Genomic DNA, 14,609 nt, shown 5'->3' with positions numbered 1-14,609 from the left:
CAAGTCAAACCGCATTCCGTCGGAGGACCCGTATTGGGCAATGCTCGCAACTTCGCCTTCTGGGTGGTTCTGTTCCTGATGATCCTCGCGCTGTTCAATCTGTTCAGCGACGGGTCGGGCACCATGAACAGCCGCCAGATCAGCTATTCCGACTTCATCGAACGGGTGCAGAACGACCAGGTCAGCGCCGTCACGATCGACGGAGAGGACGTGGCCATCACCGGTACCAACGGCGAACAGTACGCGACCGTGCGCCCGATGGGCGAGGATATCAGCGACCGGCTGATCCAGCAGGGCGTGGACGTGCGCGTGGTCAAGCAGCAAAGCAGCGGCTTCATGTCGATGCTGGGCGTCTGGCTGCCGTTTATCCTGCTGATCGGGGTGTGGATCTTCTTCATGAATCGCATGCAGGGCGGCGGCAAGGGCGGTGCCATGGGCTTTGGCAAGTCCAAGGCCAAGCTGCTGACTGAAAAGCACGGTCGCGTGACCTTTGACGATGTTGCGGGCATCGACGAAGCCAAGGAGGAGCTTGAGGAGATTGTCGAGTTCCTGCGCAACCCGCAGAAGTTCAGCCGTCTTGGCGGCAAGATCCCCAAGGGCGCGCTGCTGGTGGGCCCTCCGGGTACCGGTAAGACGCTGTTGGCGCGGGCCATTGCGGGCGAGGCGGGCGTGCCGTTCTTCACCATCTCGGGATCGGACTTCGTCGAGATGTTCGTGGGCGTCGGTGCCAGCCGCGTGCGAGACATGTTCGAGCAGGCCAAGAAATCGGCCCCCTGCATCCTGTTCATCGACGAGATCGACGCCGTGGGTCGCGCCCGTGGCGTGGGCATCGGCGGCGGCAACGATGAGCGCGAACAGACGCTGAACCAGCTGCTGGTCGAGATGGACGGCTTCGAGGCGAACGAAGGCATCATCATCATCGCCGCGACCAACCGCAAGGACGTGCTGGACCCCGCGCTGCTGCGTCCGGGCCGGTTCGACCGCACGATCCACGTGCCGAACCCCGACATCAAGGGCCGCGAGCGGATCCTGTCGGTCCATGCGCGCAAGGTTCCGGTCGGTCCGGATGTCGACCTGCGCCTGATCGCGCGCGGTACGCCCGGCTTTTCGGGCGCGGACCTGATGAACCTGGTGAACGAGGCTGCCCTTGGTGCGGCGCGGATCGGTCGTCGGTTCGTCAGCATGGCCGATTTCGAGAATGCCAAGGACAAGGTGATGCTGGGCGTCGAGCGTCGCAGCCTGGTCCTGACGCCCGAGCAGAAGGAAAAGACCGCCTACCACGAAGCCGGCCACGCCGTCGTCGGCCTTTCGCTGCCGAAATGCGATCCGGTCTACAAGGCCACGATCATCCCGCGCGGCGGCGCCCTGGGCATGGTCGTCAGCCTGCCCGAGATGGACCGCCTGAACTTTCACAAGGACGAGGCCAAGCAGAAGATCGCCATGACCATGGCCGGCAAGGCCGCCGAGATCATCAAGTACGGCGAGGAGGGCGTGTCGAACGGCCCCGCTGGCGACATCCAGCAGGCCAGTGCGCTGGCCCGGGCGATGGTGATGCGGTGGGGCATGTCCGACAAGGTCGGCGCGGTTGATTATGCCGAGGCGCATGAGGGCTATAACGGCAGCACCGGCGGCTTCTCAGTGTCGGCCTCGACCAAGGAACTGATCGAGCAGGAGGTCCGCGACCTGATCGAGGAGGGCTATCAGGAAGCCCGCCGCATCCTGCTGGAAAAGGAGGTCGAGTTCGAGCGCATGGCCAAGGGCCTGCTGGAATACGAGACCCTGACCGGAGAGGAGATTGCCCGCATCCTGCGCGGTGATGCGATCGGCGGGGATGATGACGACACCCCGGCCAGCGTGATCCCCTCCGTCACGGCCATCCCGCGGACAAAGCCCGCGCCGGGTGGCGACCCCGCCCCTGCCTGAGACGACAAAACCCCGGTCCGATGGACCGGGGTTTCTTCTTGGATCACACCAGGGTCGGCGTGATGGTCAGCGTGCCGGCCGTGGCATGCGAATAGGGACAGACCTTGTGACCGCCCTCGATCAGGTCCTGCGCCACGGCGGGGTCCATGCCGGGCAGGGACACGGCGATCTGGACGTCCAGTCCGAAGCCCGGATCGCTGCGGGGGCCGATGCCCACGCTGACATTGACCGCCGCATCATCCGGCACCTTGACCTTCTGCGACGCAGCGTAATGGCGCATCGCGCCCATGAAGCAGGCGGCATAGCCGAGCGCGAACAGCTTTTCCGGGTTGAGCCCGTCGCCGCCGGGACCGCCCAATTCCTTCGGAACGACCAGGTCGATGGACGAAGTGCCGTCATTTAAGGCGGTTTTGCCGTCGCGGCCGCCCCCGGTGGCCGTCGCGGCGGTCCGATAGAGGATCTTTTCCGGCATCGCATTTCCTTTCTTCGATAATAGATAGCACACTATATAAATTAACCCTTCGAAATTGCAACAGTTGCGGACTGCGCTTTGTGCAATTACACCATGTGCATGAGCGATGATCCCGCCTTGTCCAGCCTGTCGCCTTTCGATCAGATGCTGTGCTTTGACGTCTATGCCGTCAATCTTGCCTTTGGGCGGATCTACAAGCCGTTGCTGGACCCGCTCGGGCTGACCTATCCGCAGTTTCTGGTCATGATGGCGTTGTGGGCCAATGATCATCAGTCCGTCGGCGGCATCGGCGACAGCCTCGGGCTGGACAGCAGCACCCTGACCCCGCTGATCAAGCGGCTGGAGGCGGCGAACCTGGTCACCCGACAGCGGGATTCGCGCGACGAACGCCGGGTGATCGTGTCGCTGTCTCCGCAGGGCGCCGACCTGCAAGGCCAGTCCGAACGCGTCATCGCCTGCGTGACCGGCAATACCGGGCTGGATGACCGGACCGCCCAGGCACTGCGCGAACAGCTGCGCCGCCTGCGACATCAGCTGCAGCAGAGCCCGCAGGGCTAGGCTGGGCCTTGCGATTTTGCGCGCGACGGTGCATGGGACGGACACCATGACCCGGACCTGTGACATTCCCGACATGCCCGCGCTGCGGGCCCAGATCGACCAGCTGGACGAACAGCTGATGGCGTTGCTGGCGCGACGCCATGCGCTGATCGACCGCGCCGCGCAGATCAAGGCCGGCAACGGCATGCCCGCCCGCATCGACGCCCGCGTCGAGGAGGTCGTGGCGAATGTCCGCCGCCACGCCGAGGGTCACGGCCTGGACCCCCAGCTGTACGACCGCCTGTGGCGGCAGCTGATCGAGGCCGCCATCGCCCAGGAAGAACGCCAGCTGAACAAGGACCGCCCATGACCGCCCAGACCCTTGACGGCAAGGCCTTTGCCGCCCGCCTGCGCGCCCGGATCGCCACGCAGGTCGCCGATCTTGCAGGGCAGGGCATCGTGCCCGGCCTGGCTGTCGTCCTAGTGGGCGAGGATCCGGCCAGCCAGGTTTATGTCCGGTCCAAGGGGCGCATGACGCGAGAGGTCGGCATGACCTCGTTCGAACATCGGCTGCCGGCATCGACGGATCAGGACACGCTGATGGCGCTGATCGCCAAACTGAACGCCGATCCGGCCGTGAACGGCATCCTGGTCCAGCTGCCCCTGCCCAAGGGCATGGACGAGGCGGCGGTCATCAACGCCATCCTGCCCGAAAAGGACGTGGACGGGTTCCACATCCTGAACGTCGGGCGCTTGGCCACCGGGCAGAAGGCGATGGTGCCCTGCACGCCGCTTGGCTGCCTGATGCTGCTGCGCGACTATCTGGGGTCGCTGGCCGGCCGCAATGCGGTGGTCATCGGGCGCAGCAATATCGTAGGCAAGCCCATGGCGCAGCTCCTGCTGCGCGACAGTGCGACCGTGACGGTGGCGCATTCGCGCACGACCGATCTGGCCGCGCTGTGCCGTCAGGCCGACATACTGGTCGCCGCCGTCGGGCGGCCGCATTTCGTGCAGGGCGACTGGATCAAGCCGGGCGCCACCGTCATCGACGTGGGCATCAACCGGACCGATGACGGGCTGGTGGGCGATGTCGACTTTGCCGCGGCAGTGCAGGTGGCCGGTGCGATCACCCCGGTTCCCGGTGGCGTGGGGCCGATGACCATCGCCTGCCTTCTGGCCAACACGCTGACCGCGACCGCGCGCAGCAACGGCCTGCCTGACCCCGAGGGGCTGATCCCCTAGGCGGCCATCCGCGCCGACAGCCGAAGCGCATGGGCCGTCTGTGTCGCCGCCACCGGCAGCACCGGGTCATAGGCGGCCCGGATCAGCGCCGCCAGCGCGGCGGATGGCGTCACCTCGGTGGAAAAGGTCAGCGCGGATTGCATCGTGATGCGTTCCGCGAGGGCCGCTGGATGCGCGTCGGCCAGCGCGCCCCCCATCCTGACGAAGGTCAGGCAGGCGCGGATGCCGCCAGCCTCGTCAAAGCGGAACAGCCGGTACTGGTCGGCGCCTTGGCCCGCTAGACGGTCGGGCAGGCCGGGAAGGCCCGTCAGCCGGTCCAGATCGGGCACCCCGGCCAGTTCGGACCAGTCCCGCACGAAGAACAGCATCAGGTTTGCACCGGTTTCGGGGTCAGTATCGACCACCGGGTGGCGCGCATGCGCAAAGCCCGCACGGATCGCGGCGCGAAAGATGTCCAGGCTGTCATCGGCCAGGCCGAACACTGCGGGCGCCACCGGGCGGCCCCACCGCGCGCACAGGAAGCTGCCGTCGGGGCGGGTGAACAGGGTCTCTATCGCGGCGGGGTCCATGGCGTCTTTCCTGGGCATGAGAACGGGGGGCGAATGCCCCCCGGTCGGTGGTCGGTGCGAATGGGTCAGACCAGCGTGGCCTGGGTCGCGGCGCGGATCTCGTCCTCGGTGATGCCGTCGGCCAGCTGGACGATGCGCAGCCCGCCGGGCACCACGTCCAAGACACCCATGTTGGTGATGATCCGGTCGACCACGGCCTTGCCGGTCAGCGGCAGGGTGCAGGATTTCAGCACCTTGGACTCGCCCGCCTTGTTGGTGTGGTCCATGACCACGATCACGCGGCCCACGCCCGCGACCAGGTCCATCGCGCCGCCCATGCCCTTGACCAGCTTGCCAGGGATCATCCAGTTGGCCAGATCGCCCTCCTCCGAGACCTCCATCGCGCCCAGGATCGCCGCGGCGATCTTGCCGCCGCGGATCATGCCAAAGCTGGTGGCGCTGTCGAAATAGCTGGTGCGCGACAGCTCGGTGATGGTCTGCTTGCCGGCGTTGATCAGGTCGGGATCCTCGTCGCCCTCGAACGGAAAGGGGCCCATGCCCAGCATGCCGTTCTCGGACTGGAGCGTGATGTCCTTGTCGCCGACATAGTTCGCGACCAAGGTCGGAATGCCGATCCCCAGGTTGACGTACCAGCCGTCTTCCAGCTCCTCGGCCGCGCGGGCGGCCATCTGGTTGCGGTCCCAGCCTTTTGCTGCCTCGGTCATCACACGGCCTCCTTCTTGCGGGTGGTGCGCTGTTCGATGCGCTTTTCGTGCGACCCCTGGATGATCCGGTGGACATAGATGCCGGGCAGGTGGATCAGGTCGGGGTCCAGGCTGCCGCGTGGGACGATCTCCTCGACCTCGGCGACGCAGACGCGGCCGCACATCGCGGCGGGCGGGTTGAAGTTGCGTGCGGTCTTGCGGAACACCAGGTTGCCGGTGTCGTCGGCCTTCCAGGCCTTGACGATGGACAGGTCGGCCACGATCCCGCGTTCCAGGATGTAATCCTGGCCGTCGAAATTCTTGACCTCCTTGCCCTCGGCGATGACGGTGCCGACGCCGGTCTTGGTATAGAAGCCCGGGATGCCGGCGCCGCCCGCACGCATGCGTTCGGCCAGGGTGCCCTGCGGGTTGAACTCCAGCTCAAGCTCTCCGGACAGGTACTGACGCATGAATTCAGCATTCTCGCCAACATAGCTGCTGATCATCTTCCTGATCTGACGCGTGTCTAGCAGCTTGCCCAGGCCGAACCCGTCCACGCCGCAATTGTTGCTGGCGATGGTCAGATCCTTGACCTTGGATTCGACCAGGGCGTCGATCAGCAGCTCGGGGATGCCGCACAGGCCGAACCCCCCTGCCGCGATGAACATCCCATCATGCAAAAGCCCGTCCAGAGCCTCGCCCGCAGTGGCATAGACCTTTTTCATCGGTCCTCCCGTCCTTGATCCCGTTATCGGCCCAAGTTGTTGCGTGCGCTGGCGCAAGTGTCAATCGCGGGGGCGGCGTGTTAGCGCCGCCACCCGGTCCTACTCGGCCTCGGGCTTGGCCGCGGCAGGCTTCTTGGCCGCGGGCTTCTTTGCCGCCGGTTTCTTGGCGGCAGGCTTCTTGGCGGCTGTCTTGGGCGCGGCCTTCTTGGCGGCCGGTTTCTTGGCCTTGGACGGCGATTTCGCAGCCTTGGCCGCGATCAGCTCCAGCGCCTGTTCGACGGTCAGATCCTCGGGGGTGACGTCGCGGGGCAGGGTCGCGTTGACCTTGGCCCATTTGACATAGGGGCCGTACTTGCCGCCCAGGATCTGGATCGGACCGCCGTCCGGATGCTCTCCCAGCTCGCGCAGCGGTGCGGCCGCTGCGGCGCGGCCGCGGGTCTGCTTGGCGGCCAGCACCTCGACCGCGCGGTTCATGCCGATGGTGAAGACCTCGTCGACATCGGCGATATTGGCGTATTTCGACCCGTGCTTCACATAGGGGCCAAAGCGGCCGATCCCGGCCTCGATCAGCACCCCGTCCTCGGGGTGGGGACCGACGGGGCGGGGCAGGGCCAGCAGCTGCACGGCCTGATCCAGGTCCAGGGTCGCGACCTCCCATCCCTTTGGGATCGACGCGCGGGGGGGCTTGGGGGCCTCCTCGGTCGCCTCGCCGCGCTGGACATAGGGACCGAAACGCCCGGTCTTGAGGCTGATCTGATCGCCCGCATCCTCTCCCAGCACGCGGTCGCCGATGGGCGCCTCTCCGTCCGAGGCGGACAGGGGGCGGGTATAGCGGCATTCCGGATAGTTGGTGCAGCCGATGAAGGCCCCACCCGACCGCGCGGTCTTGAGGTTCAGGCGGCCCTGACCGCACAGCGGGCATTCGCGCGGATCGCCCCCATCCGCGCGCGGCGGATAGAGATGCGGCGCCAGCGCGTCGTCGATCGCCTCCAGCACCTCGGTGATGCGCAGCTCGGACGTGCCCTCCAGTGCTTTGGAGAAGTCCTTCCAGAAGCGGCTCAGAACCTCGCGCCACAGGCGGTCGCCGGCGCTGATCTCGTCCAGTTCGTTCTCCAGGTCGGCGGTGAAGTCATAGCTGACGTAACGCGGGAAATACTTCAGCAGGAAGATCGTAACCAACCGGCCCTTGTCCTCGGCGATCAGGCGGTTCTTGTCCTTGCGGACATATTCGCGGTCCTGGATCGTGGTGACGATGCTGGCATAGGTCGACGGGCGTCCGATGCCCAGCTCTTCCATCCGCTTGACCAGCGTGGCCTCGGTATAGCGCGGCGGGGGTTGGGTGAAATGCTGGCGCGCTGCGGCCTGGGCCTTGTCGCTGACCAAGAGGCCCGGCCCGGCCTTCAGCCCCGCGGGGGCCGCGACCGCGTCGCCGCCCTTCTCGCGGGCCTTGGCCAGTTCGTCGTCGAAGGCGTGGGCGACCAGGCGCGCGGCCTCGCCCTCGGTGATCGCGGGCAGGCGGGCGCTATCCTCTCCGTCGTCGTCGTCGCGACCCTGGTCATAGACGCGCAGGAAGCCGTCGAACAGCATCACCTGGCCGGTGGCGCGCAAGCCGATCTGGTCGTCGGGGCTGGCGATCTCGACTGTGGTCCGCTCCATCCGGGCGGCCTCCATCTGGCTGGCGATGGTCCGCTTCCAGATCAGGTCGTACAGCTTGCGCTGATCCTCGGCGGTGATCTTCAGCTTGTCCGGCGACAGCATCATGTCGGTCGGCCGAATGCACTCATGCGCCTCCTGCGCGTTCTTGGCCTTGTTCTTGTACATGCGCGGCGATTTCGGCAGGTACTTGTCGCCGAACTTGGCCTTGATCGCGTCGCGGGCGGCCATCACGGCCTCGGGGGCCATGTCGATGCCGTCGGTCCGCATGTAGGTGATCAGCCCGGCCTCGTACAGGCGCTGCGCCGCCGACATGCAGGCCTTGGCGCCCATGCCCATCTTGCGGCTCGCCTCCTGCTGCAGGGTCGAGGTCATGAAGGGCGGCCAGGGGTTGCGGCTGGCGGGCTTGGCTGCGACCGACGCGACCTTCAGGTCGCGGCTTGCCACCGCGCTCAGCGCCATCGCGGCCTGATCGGCGGCGGCCAGGTCGAACCGGTCCAGCTTCTTGCCGGCCAGCGACACCAGCGTGGCGTCGTATTCGTCGCCGCCCGGGGTCGCCAGGCGGGCATGGACCGACCAGTACTCGCGCGCCTTGAAGGCCTCGATCTCCATCTCGCGGTCGACGATCAGGCGCAGGCAGACGGACTGGACGCGGCCCGCCGACTTTGCGCCCGGCAGCTTGCGCCACAGAACCGGCGACAGCTTGAACCCGACCAGATAATCCAGCGCGCGGCGCGCCAGATAGGCGTCGACCAGCGGCTGGTCGATCTGGCGCGGCTTGGCCATCGCCTCGGTCACGGCGGTCTTAGTGATGGCGTTGAAGGTCACGCGGCTGACCGCGCTGCCCTTCTTCAGGGCCGGGGCCAGCGCCTCCAGCAGGTGCCAGCTGATCGCCTCGCCCTCGCGGTCGGGGTCGGTGGCCAGAATCAGCGTCTGGTCGTCCTTCAGCGCGTCCTTGATCGCCTTGAGGTGCTTGCGGCTGTCGGCCGCGACCTCCCATTTCATGTCGAAATCATGGTCGGTGTCGACGCTGCCGTCCTTGGGCGGCAGGTCGCGGACATGGCCGAAGCTGGCCAGAACCCGATAGTCGGAACCCAGGTATTTCTCGATGGTCTTGGCCTTGGCCGGGGATTCGACGACGACGACGGGCATGATGACCTCGGACAACTGCAATGGGGCGGCAAGATGGGTGCCGGGCGGGGCAGTGTCAACGGGGGGTGACAGCACAAGACCGCAAGACGGGGGGTCAGGACAGCGCCAGACGCCCCCCGGCCAGCCGCGTGACGCGGCCCTGCAGTTCCAGCGACAGGATCACTGCGCTGGCCGTCGCCGCCGGCACGCCCAGATCGCGGATCAGGTCGTTCTCCTCGGTCGGAGAGGGGGACAGGCGCTGCAGGATGCGGCTTTCCAGCTGGATCGGACCGCCCTGGTCGCGCGGCGGGGGCGGCAGGGGGTCGGGCGCGGTCATGACGACGGGCGCGGGCAGGGGCCGGGTCTGCGCCAGCGCGTCGGCCACGTCCGCGGCGCTGCGCACCAGCGTCGCCCCGTCGCGGATCAGCGCGTTGCAGCCCGCCGCCCGTGCATCCATCGGATGTCCGGGCACGGCCATGACCTCTCGTCCCTGGTCCAGCGCGTTCCGGGCGGTGATCAGGGTGCCGGACCGTTGTGCGGCCTCGATCACCACGACGCCCTGTGACAGGCCTGACACGATGCGGTTGCGGGTCGGGAAATGTCGCGCCGCAGGTTCCGTGCCGGGCGGCTGTTCGGACACCAGCACGCCGCATTCGGCGATCCGCGCGGCCAGATCGGCATTTTCGGCCGGATAGATGACGTCGACGCCCCCGGCCATCACGGCGATGGTCCCGGTGGGCAGGGCCGCGGCATGGGCGGCGGTATCGACGCCGCGCGCCAGCCCGGCGGCCACGGTGAACCCGGCCTCTCCCAGCCCGGCGGCCATGCCGCGCGCCATGCGCAGCCCCAGGGACGATGCGTTGCGCGCCCCGATCACCGCCATCACGTCGCGCGACAGCCAGCCCGGGTCGCCCCGGACCCACAGGATCGCGGGGGCGCCGTCGATTTGGCGCAGGCTGTCGGGATAATCGGCGCTGTCATGGCGGATCAAGCGGGCGCCCGCCCGCCGACCGGCGGCCAGTTCGGCCGCGGCGACGCCTTCGGGGCAGACGGCATAGTCGGCAATGCCGGACTGGGCCGCGATCCCGGGCAGCGCCTCCAGCGCGGCGCGGGCACTGCCATGTTCGGCGATCAGGCGGTGGAACGTGGTGGGGCCCACGCGGCGCGACCGGATCAGCCGCAGCACGGACAGGTCGTCGTCGACGGCCGAGGCGGGCAGGCCGAAACGGGCAGGGGCAAGTCCGATGGTCATGGGGCACCTTCTGCAGGACGGCCCCAGGATAGCCCCGTGGTGGTTAACAATCGGTTAGCGCGCGCCCTCAGGCGGCCGAGCCGCCGACCGTCAGGCCGCCGATCATCAGCGTGGGCTGGCCCACGCCGACGGGCACCCATTGCCCCTGCTTTCCGCAATTGCCGATGCCGGGGTCCAGCGCCATGTCGTTTCCGATGGCGCGCACCTGCTGCAGCGCGGTCGCCCCGTCGCCGATCAGCGTCGCGCCCCGAATCGGGTCGCCGACGACACCGTTCCTGACGCGATAGGCCTCGGTGCAGCTGAAGACGAACTTGCCGTTGGTGATGTCCACCTGGCCGCCGCCGAAACCCACCGCATAGATGCCGTCGCGCAGGTCGGCCAGGATCGCTGCGGGATCCGCGTCGCCGCCCGGCATGAAGGTGTTGGTCATCCGCGGCATCGGGACATTCGCGAAGCTTTCGCGCCGGCCGTTGCCGGTGGGCGCCACGCCCATCAGCCGCGCGTTCTGGCGGTCCTGCATGTACCCGGTCAGGATGCCGTCCTCGATCAGCACGTTGCGGGCGGGGGGCGTGCCCTCGTCGTCGATGTTGATGCTGCCGCGGCGGCCCGCGATGGTGCCGTCATCGACCACGGTCACGCCGGGTGCCGCGACGCGCTGGCCCATCAGGCCCGCAAAGGCGGAGGCCTTCTTGCGGTTGAAATCACCCTCCAGCCCGTGGCCCACGGCCTCGTGCAGCAGGATGCCGGGCCAGCCCGGCCCCAGCACGACGTCCATCACCCCCGCCGGCGCGGGGACCGACCGCAGGTTGACCAGGGCGATGCGCAGCGCCTCGTGGACCAGGCCCTGCCAATGGTCGGGGGCCATCAGCTGTTCCAGCCCGTGACGTCCGCCGCCGCCGGCGCTGCCGCTTTCGCGGCGGTCGTTGTTCTCGACGATCACCGCGACGTTCAGGCGCGCCATGGGGCGGATGTCGGTGGCAAGCCCGCCCTCGGGGCGCAGGATGGCGATCTCCTGTAGGCTGCTGCCCATGGAGATGGTCACCTGCACCACCCGCGGGTCCAGCGCGCGGGCAAAGGCGTCGATCTCGCGCAGCAGCGCGATGCGGCGGGCGGTCGAGATGCCCTCGGCCGGGTCGATCGCAGGATAGAGGTTCACCGGCTCCATCGCGGGGCGCATCGCGGCCGTTCCGCCGCCGCGGCCCACGGCCAGGCGCGCGGTCTCGGCCGCGCGGCGCAGCGCGGCCTCGGAGATGTCGGTCGAATGGGCATAGCCCGTGACCTCGCCCAGAACCGCGCGCAGGCCGAAGCCACGCCCGGCCATGAAGCTGGAATTGCGCAGCCGGCCATCGTCGAAGACCAGCGATTCCTGCTGGCTGCGTTCCAGGAACAGCTCTCCGTCATCGGAGCCGGCCACGGCATCGCGCAGGATCCGCAGCGCGCCGTCCCGGTCCAGATCGGTCGAGAACGGGTCGAAGGACGGGCGGGTCATGGCGGATCTCCTGGCGGTTGGCGGGCGGGGACGGGCCCTTGGACGGGCGCGGCAGGGGGTCGCGTTTCCTTCGGGCGGGGAAATGCTGTAGGTATGTCTTGCCCGTAAGGGCGAGATATGGTCATAGAACGGTCACTGTGAAAGGAAAAGGGGCAGCCTCCCGGCAGCCCCTGCGGTCATTGGGGCCGGGCCACTGCAACGGGATGGAATGATGGCAAAAGCGATGATGGGCCGTGCATTCGCGGCAGCGACAGGGTTCGCGACGGCGGGCATGTTGGCCGGGACTGCGATGGCACAGGACGTGCTGGGCGATCTGCCCACGATCGGCAAGCCGGTCGCAAGGGGCATGGGCTTTCAGCCGGCGTCCACGGAACTGGCGCGCGATCAGCAATGGCTGGACCATTTCGTGCTGATCATCATCACGGTCGTGACGGTCTTCGTCTGCCTTCTGCTGCTGTTCGTGATCTTCCGGTTCAACGCCAAGGCGAACCCGGTGCCCGCGAAATACACCCACAACACCCCGCTGGAGATCGGCTGGACCCTGGTCCCGGTGCTGATCCTGGTGGCCATCGGCGCCTTCTCCCTGCCGATCCTGTTCCGCAGCCAGGAGATGCCGGAAAATCCCGATGTCGTGATCAAGGCCACCGGCCACCAGTGGTACTGGTCCTATGAATATCCCGACAATGGCATCGCATTCGATTCGCTGATGCTGCCCGAGGAGGAGCTGGCCGAGAACGGCTATGCCCCCGACGAATACCTGCTGGCGACCGATACCACGGTGGTCGTGCCCGTCGGCCAGACCGTGCTGCTGCAGGTGACCGCCAGCGACGTGATCCATTCCTGGACCATCCCGGCCTTTGCCGTGAAGCAGGACGCCGTTCCGGGCCGCATCGCCCAGGCCTGGTTCAACGTCGAGCAGGAAGGCACCTATTTCGGCCAGTGCAGCGAGCTGTGCGGCATCAACCACGCCTACATGCCGATCGTCGTCAAGGCCGTCAGCCCCGAGGTCTATGCGGCCTGGGTCGCCGAGCAGGGCGGCACCATGGGCGACGAACCCGCACCGACCGCCAGCCTGGACGGCGCGGCCAAGGTGGACCTGGCCCGCGCCGACTGAGGTCGGACCCACCCAGGCCCGTGGCGGCATCCTGCCGGCACGGCCAAGGAACAGAGATTGCAGGCGCGATGACCGATATCAACGCATATGACGCCGCCCCCGAGGGCGATTTCCGCGATTACGTCGCGCTGCTGAAGCCGCGTGTGATGTCGCTGGTCGTGTTCACCGCCTTTGTCGGTCTGTTCGTCGCCCCCGTCGACGTGCATCCCTTCATCGCCTTCTGCTCGGTGCTGTTCATCGCCTTGGGCGGCGGCGCCTCGGGCGCGCTGAACATGTGGTACGACCGCGACATCGACGCGATCATGAACCGCACGCAAAGCCGCCCCATCCCGTCGGGCCGGGTCGAGCACAGCGCGGCCCTGGGCCTGGGGCTGGTCCTGTCGATCATCTCGGTCATGATGCTGGGCCTGGTGGCGAACTGGTTCGCGGCCGGGTTCCTGGCCTTCACCATCTTCTTCTATGCCGTCGTCTATACGGTCTGGCTGAAGCGCTGGACGCCCCAGAACATCGTCATCGGCGGCGCCGCGGGCGCCTTTCCCCCGATGATCGGATGGGCCTGCGCGACCGGCGGGATCAGCATCGAATCGCTTCTGATGTTCGCCCTGGTCTTCTTCTGGACGCCGCCCCATTTCTGGGCGCTGGCGCTGTTCATGAAGGAGGACTATCACAACGCGGGTGTCCCGATGCTGACCGTGACCCACGGTCGCCGCGCCGCGCGTCGCCACATCTTCGCCTATACGCTGGTCCTGGCGCCCTTTGCGTTGTGGCTGGGCGTGACCTCGGTCGGCGGGCCGCTCTACATGGCGGTCGCGGTCGTGCTGAACGCGGCCTTCATCCGCGGTGGCTGGCAGGTTCTGCGCCGTGACGAGGACGCCGCGATCGCCGACGGCTATCTGGTCGAACGGCGCGTCTTCAAGCTGTCGCTCTATTACCTGTTCCTGCATTTCCTCGCCCTGCTGGTGCAGAGCTGGATGGGAGGCTGGTGATGGCCCTGCGCACCGAACACGAGATCCACCGCCGCCGCCGGTCCCGCAACGTGGGGCTGGGCATTGTGCTGCTGGGCTTTGTCGCGCTGGTCTTTGGCCTGACGGTGGTCAAGGTCCAGGAGGGCGGCCTGGTCGAGGGTTTCGATCACCAGCCGCGCGTGTCGCTGACCCCGATGGAACCGCAGGCCCCGGCCCAGGGCCAGGCCCCCGTGCAGGAGGTGACCGAATGAAACGTCTGAGCCCCGAGGGCCGCACCGTTGCGATGCTGCTGGGCGTCGTCGTCACGATGGGCGCGCTGGCCTGGGCCGCCGTGCCCTTCTATGACTGGTTCTGCCGGGTGACCGGGTTCGGCGGCACCACGCAGGTGTCCGAGACCGCATCGGACCAGATTCTGGACGAGGTCGTGCGAGTCCGGTTCGACGCCAACACCGATTCCAATTTGGAATGGACCTTCCGCCCGATGCAGGCCCGCATGGACCTGAAGATCGGCGAAAGCGGACTGGCCTTCTACGAGGCCGTGAACAATTCCGACGTGCCGCTGACCGGAACGGCCAGCTACAACGTCGCCCCCGAGGTCTCGGGCTATTACTTCATCAAGGTCGAGTGCTTCTGCTTTACCGAGCAGACGCTGCAGCCGGGTGAACGGGTCGAGATGCCGGTCAGCTTCTACGTGGACCCCGAGCTGGTGGACGACCGCGACGCCGGTCATGTCCGCGACATCACGCTGTCCTATACCTTCCATCGGACCGAGCCGCGCAGCGCTGCGCTTGACAGCGGCGCGGCCGACACCATCAACTAAGACGAATACACGAGGGAGCCGACGGGGATCCGAC

The 14,609-nt window shown here is 67.4% G+C and carries 15 protein-coding genes; 8 read left to right on the top strand and 7 right to left on the bottom strand.

Annotated elements, in window-relative coordinates:
- The first annotated feature begins 33 nt into the window (after positions 1-33).
- A complete protein-coding gene (gene ftsH / locus FHD67_RS11550; RefSeq protein WP_045982844.1) occupies positions 34-1,923 on the top strand; it encodes an ATP-dependent zinc metalloprotease FtsH in 1,890 nt (629 codons plus the stop codon).
- Between the two features lie 43 nt (positions 1,924-1,966).
- On the opposite strand, the gene FHD67_RS11545 is transcribed toward ftsH, so the two are convergent.
- The gene (locus FHD67_RS11545) at positions 1,967-2,395 is read right to left on the bottom strand and encodes an organic hydroperoxide resistance protein (RefSeq protein WP_139598777.1); all 429 of its coding nucleotides are present in this window, start codon (positions 2,393-2,395) and stop codon (positions 1,967-1,969) included.
- Between the two features lie 99 nt (positions 2,396-2,494).
- On the opposite strand from FHD67_RS11545, the gene FHD67_RS11540 reads away from it, so the two are divergent.
- The 3 genes from FHD67_RS11540 to folD are packed head-to-tail and all read left to right on the top strand — an operon-like array spanning position 2,495 to position 4,174.
- The gene (locus FHD67_RS11540) at positions 2,495-2,953 is read left to right on the top strand and encodes a MarR family winged helix-turn-helix transcriptional regulator (RefSeq protein ID WP_052715335.1); all 459 of its coding nucleotides are present in this window, start codon (positions 2,495-2,497) and stop codon (positions 2,951-2,953) included.
- A 46-nt stretch (positions 2,954-2,999) separates the two neighbouring features.
- Complete coding sequence (locus FHD67_RS11535) at positions 3,000-3,302, top strand: chorismate mutase (RefSeq protein WP_045982896.1); 303 nt, start codon at positions 3,000-3,002, stop codon at positions 3,300-3,302.
- Positions 3,299-4,174, top strand: coding sequence for a bifunctional methylenetetrahydrofolate dehydrogenase/methenyltetrahydrofolate cyclohydrolase FolD (gene folD, locus FHD67_RS11530; protein WP_046001379.1), 876 nt, complete (start codon positions 3,299-3,301; stop codon positions 4,172-4,174). The genes FHD67_RS11535 and folD overlap by 4 nt, the downstream gene beginning before the upstream one ends.
- Here folD and FHD67_RS11525 read toward each other — a convergent pair.
- The 6 genes from FHD67_RS11525 to tldD all read right to left on the bottom strand — a co-directional run bounded on the left by FHD67_RS11525 (position 4,171) and on the right by tldD (position 11,676).
- Entirely contained in the window at positions 4,171-4,743 is a 573-nt protein-coding gene (locus FHD67_RS11525; RefSeq protein WP_139598776.1) for a hypothetical protein, read from the bottom strand. The two genes, folD and FHD67_RS11525, sit on opposite strands and share 4 nt — an antisense overlap.
- A 65-nt stretch (positions 4,744-4,808) precedes the next feature.
- Positions 4,809-5,447, bottom strand: a complete 639-nt coding sequence (locus tag FHD67_RS11520; protein WP_046001381.1) for a 3-oxoacid CoA-transferase subunit B — start codon at positions 5,445-5,447, stop codon at positions 4,809-4,811.
- Complete coding sequence (locus tag FHD67_RS11515) at positions 5,447-6,151, bottom strand: CoA transferase subunit A (protein ID WP_046001382.1); 705 nt, start codon at positions 6,149-6,151, stop codon at positions 5,447-5,449. Before FHD67_RS11515 ends, FHD67_RS11520 begins: the two co-directional genes overlap by 1 nt.
- Positions 6,152-6,250: 99 nt before the next feature.
- Entirely contained in the window at positions 6,251-8,956 is a 2,706-nt protein-coding gene (gene topA / locus FHD67_RS11510; protein WP_139598775.1) for a type I DNA topoisomerase, read from the bottom strand.
- 94 nt (positions 8,957-9,050) lie between these two features.
- The gene (gene dprA, locus FHD67_RS11505) at positions 9,051-10,187 is read right to left on the bottom strand and encodes a DNA-processing protein DprA (protein WP_139598774.1); all 1,137 of its coding nucleotides are present in this window, start codon (positions 10,185-10,187) and stop codon (positions 9,051-9,053) included.
- Between the two features lie 67 nt (positions 10,188-10,254).
- Positions 10,255-11,676, bottom strand: coding sequence for a metalloprotease TldD (gene tldD, locus FHD67_RS11500; protein WP_139598773.1), 1,422 nt, complete (start codon positions 11,674-11,676; stop codon positions 10,255-10,257).
- Between the two features lie 208 nt (positions 11,677-11,884).
- On the opposite strand from tldD, the gene coxB reads away from it, so the two are divergent.
- From coxB to FHD67_RS11480, 4 genes are all read left to right on the top strand, one after another.
- Entirely contained in the window at positions 11,885-12,790 is a 906-nt protein-coding gene (coxB, locus tag FHD67_RS11495; RefSeq protein ID WP_084693889.1) for a cytochrome c oxidase subunit II, read from the top strand.
- A 68-nt stretch (positions 12,791-12,858) separates the two neighbouring features.
- Positions 12,859-13,776, top strand: a complete 918-nt coding sequence (cyoE, locus tag FHD67_RS11490; RefSeq protein WP_139598772.1) for a heme o synthase — start codon at positions 12,859-12,861, stop codon at positions 13,774-13,776.
- Positions 13,776-14,006, top strand: coding sequence for a hypothetical protein (locus FHD67_RS11485; protein WP_046001387.1), 231 nt, complete (start codon positions 13,776-13,778; stop codon positions 14,004-14,006). Before cyoE ends, FHD67_RS11485 begins: the two co-directional genes overlap by 1 nt.
- Entirely contained in the window at positions 14,003-14,575 is a 573-nt protein-coding gene (locus FHD67_RS11480) for a cytochrome c oxidase assembly protein (protein ID WP_045982854.1), read from the top strand. Before FHD67_RS11485 ends, FHD67_RS11480 begins: the two co-directional genes overlap by 4 nt.
- The last annotated feature ends 34 nt before the right edge of the window (positions 14,576-14,609 follow it).

The organism is Paracoccus haeundaensis (assembly GCF_006239215.1).
In the GTDB taxonomy this organism is placed as follows: domain Bacteria; phylum Pseudomonadota; class Alphaproteobacteria; order Rhodobacterales; family Rhodobacteraceae; genus Paracoccus; species Paracoccus marcusii.
The sequence above is the reverse complement of the archived record's forward strand: the minus strand, read 5'-3'. Positions and strand labels throughout refer to the sequence as shown.

Coding starts and splice junctions, on each gene's coding strand:
- FHD67_RS11545 (WP_139598777.1), bottom strand. CDS start 2,395: ATGCCGGAAAAGATCCTCTATCGGACCGCCGCGACGGCCACCGGGGGC.
- FHD67_RS11540 (WP_052715335.1), top strand. CDS start 2,495: ATGAGCGATGATCCCGCCTTGTCCAGCCTGTCGCCTTTCGATCAGATG.
- FHD67_RS11535 (WP_045982896.1), top strand. CDS start 3,000: ATGACCCGGACCTGTGACATTCCCGACATGCCCGCGCTGCGGGCCCAG.
- folD (WP_046001379.1), top strand. CDS start 3,299: ATGACCGCCCAGACCCTTGACGGCAAGGCCTTTGCCGCCCGCCTGCGC.
- FHD67_RS11525 (WP_139598776.1), bottom strand. CDS start 4,743: ATGGACCCCGCCGCGATAGAGACCCTGTTCACCCGCCCCGACGGCAGC.
- FHD67_RS11520 (WP_046001381.1), bottom strand. CDS start 5,447: ATGACCGAGGCAGCAAAAGGCTGGGACCGCAACCAGATGGCCGCCCGC.
- FHD67_RS11515 (WP_046001382.1), bottom strand. CDS start 6,151: ATGAAAAAGGTCTATGCCACTGCGGGCGAGGCTCTGGACGGGCTTTTG.
- topA (WP_139598775.1), bottom strand. CDS start 8,956: ATGCCCGTCGTCGTCGTCGAATCCCCGGCCAAGGCCAAGACCATCGAG.
- dprA (WP_139598774.1), bottom strand. CDS start 10,187: ATGACCATCGGACTTGCCCCTGCCCGTTTCGGCCTGCCCGCCTCGGCC.
- tldD (WP_139598773.1), bottom strand. CDS start 11,676: ATGACCCGCCCGTCCTTCGACCCGTTCTCGACCGATCTGGACCGGGAC.
- coxB (WP_084693889.1), top strand. CDS start 11,885: ATGATGGCAAAAGCGATGATGGGCCGTGCATTCGCGGCAGCGACAGGG.
- cyoE (WP_139598772.1), top strand. CDS start 12,859: ATGACCGATATCAACGCATATGACGCCGCCCCCGAGGGCGATTTCCGC.
- FHD67_RS11485 (WP_046001387.1), top strand. CDS start 13,776: ATGGCCCTGCGCACCGAACACGAGATCCACCGCCGCCGCCGGTCCCGC.
- FHD67_RS11480 (WP_045982854.1), top strand. CDS start 14,003: ATGAAACGTCTGAGCCCCGAGGGCCGCACCGTTGCGATGCTGCTGGGC.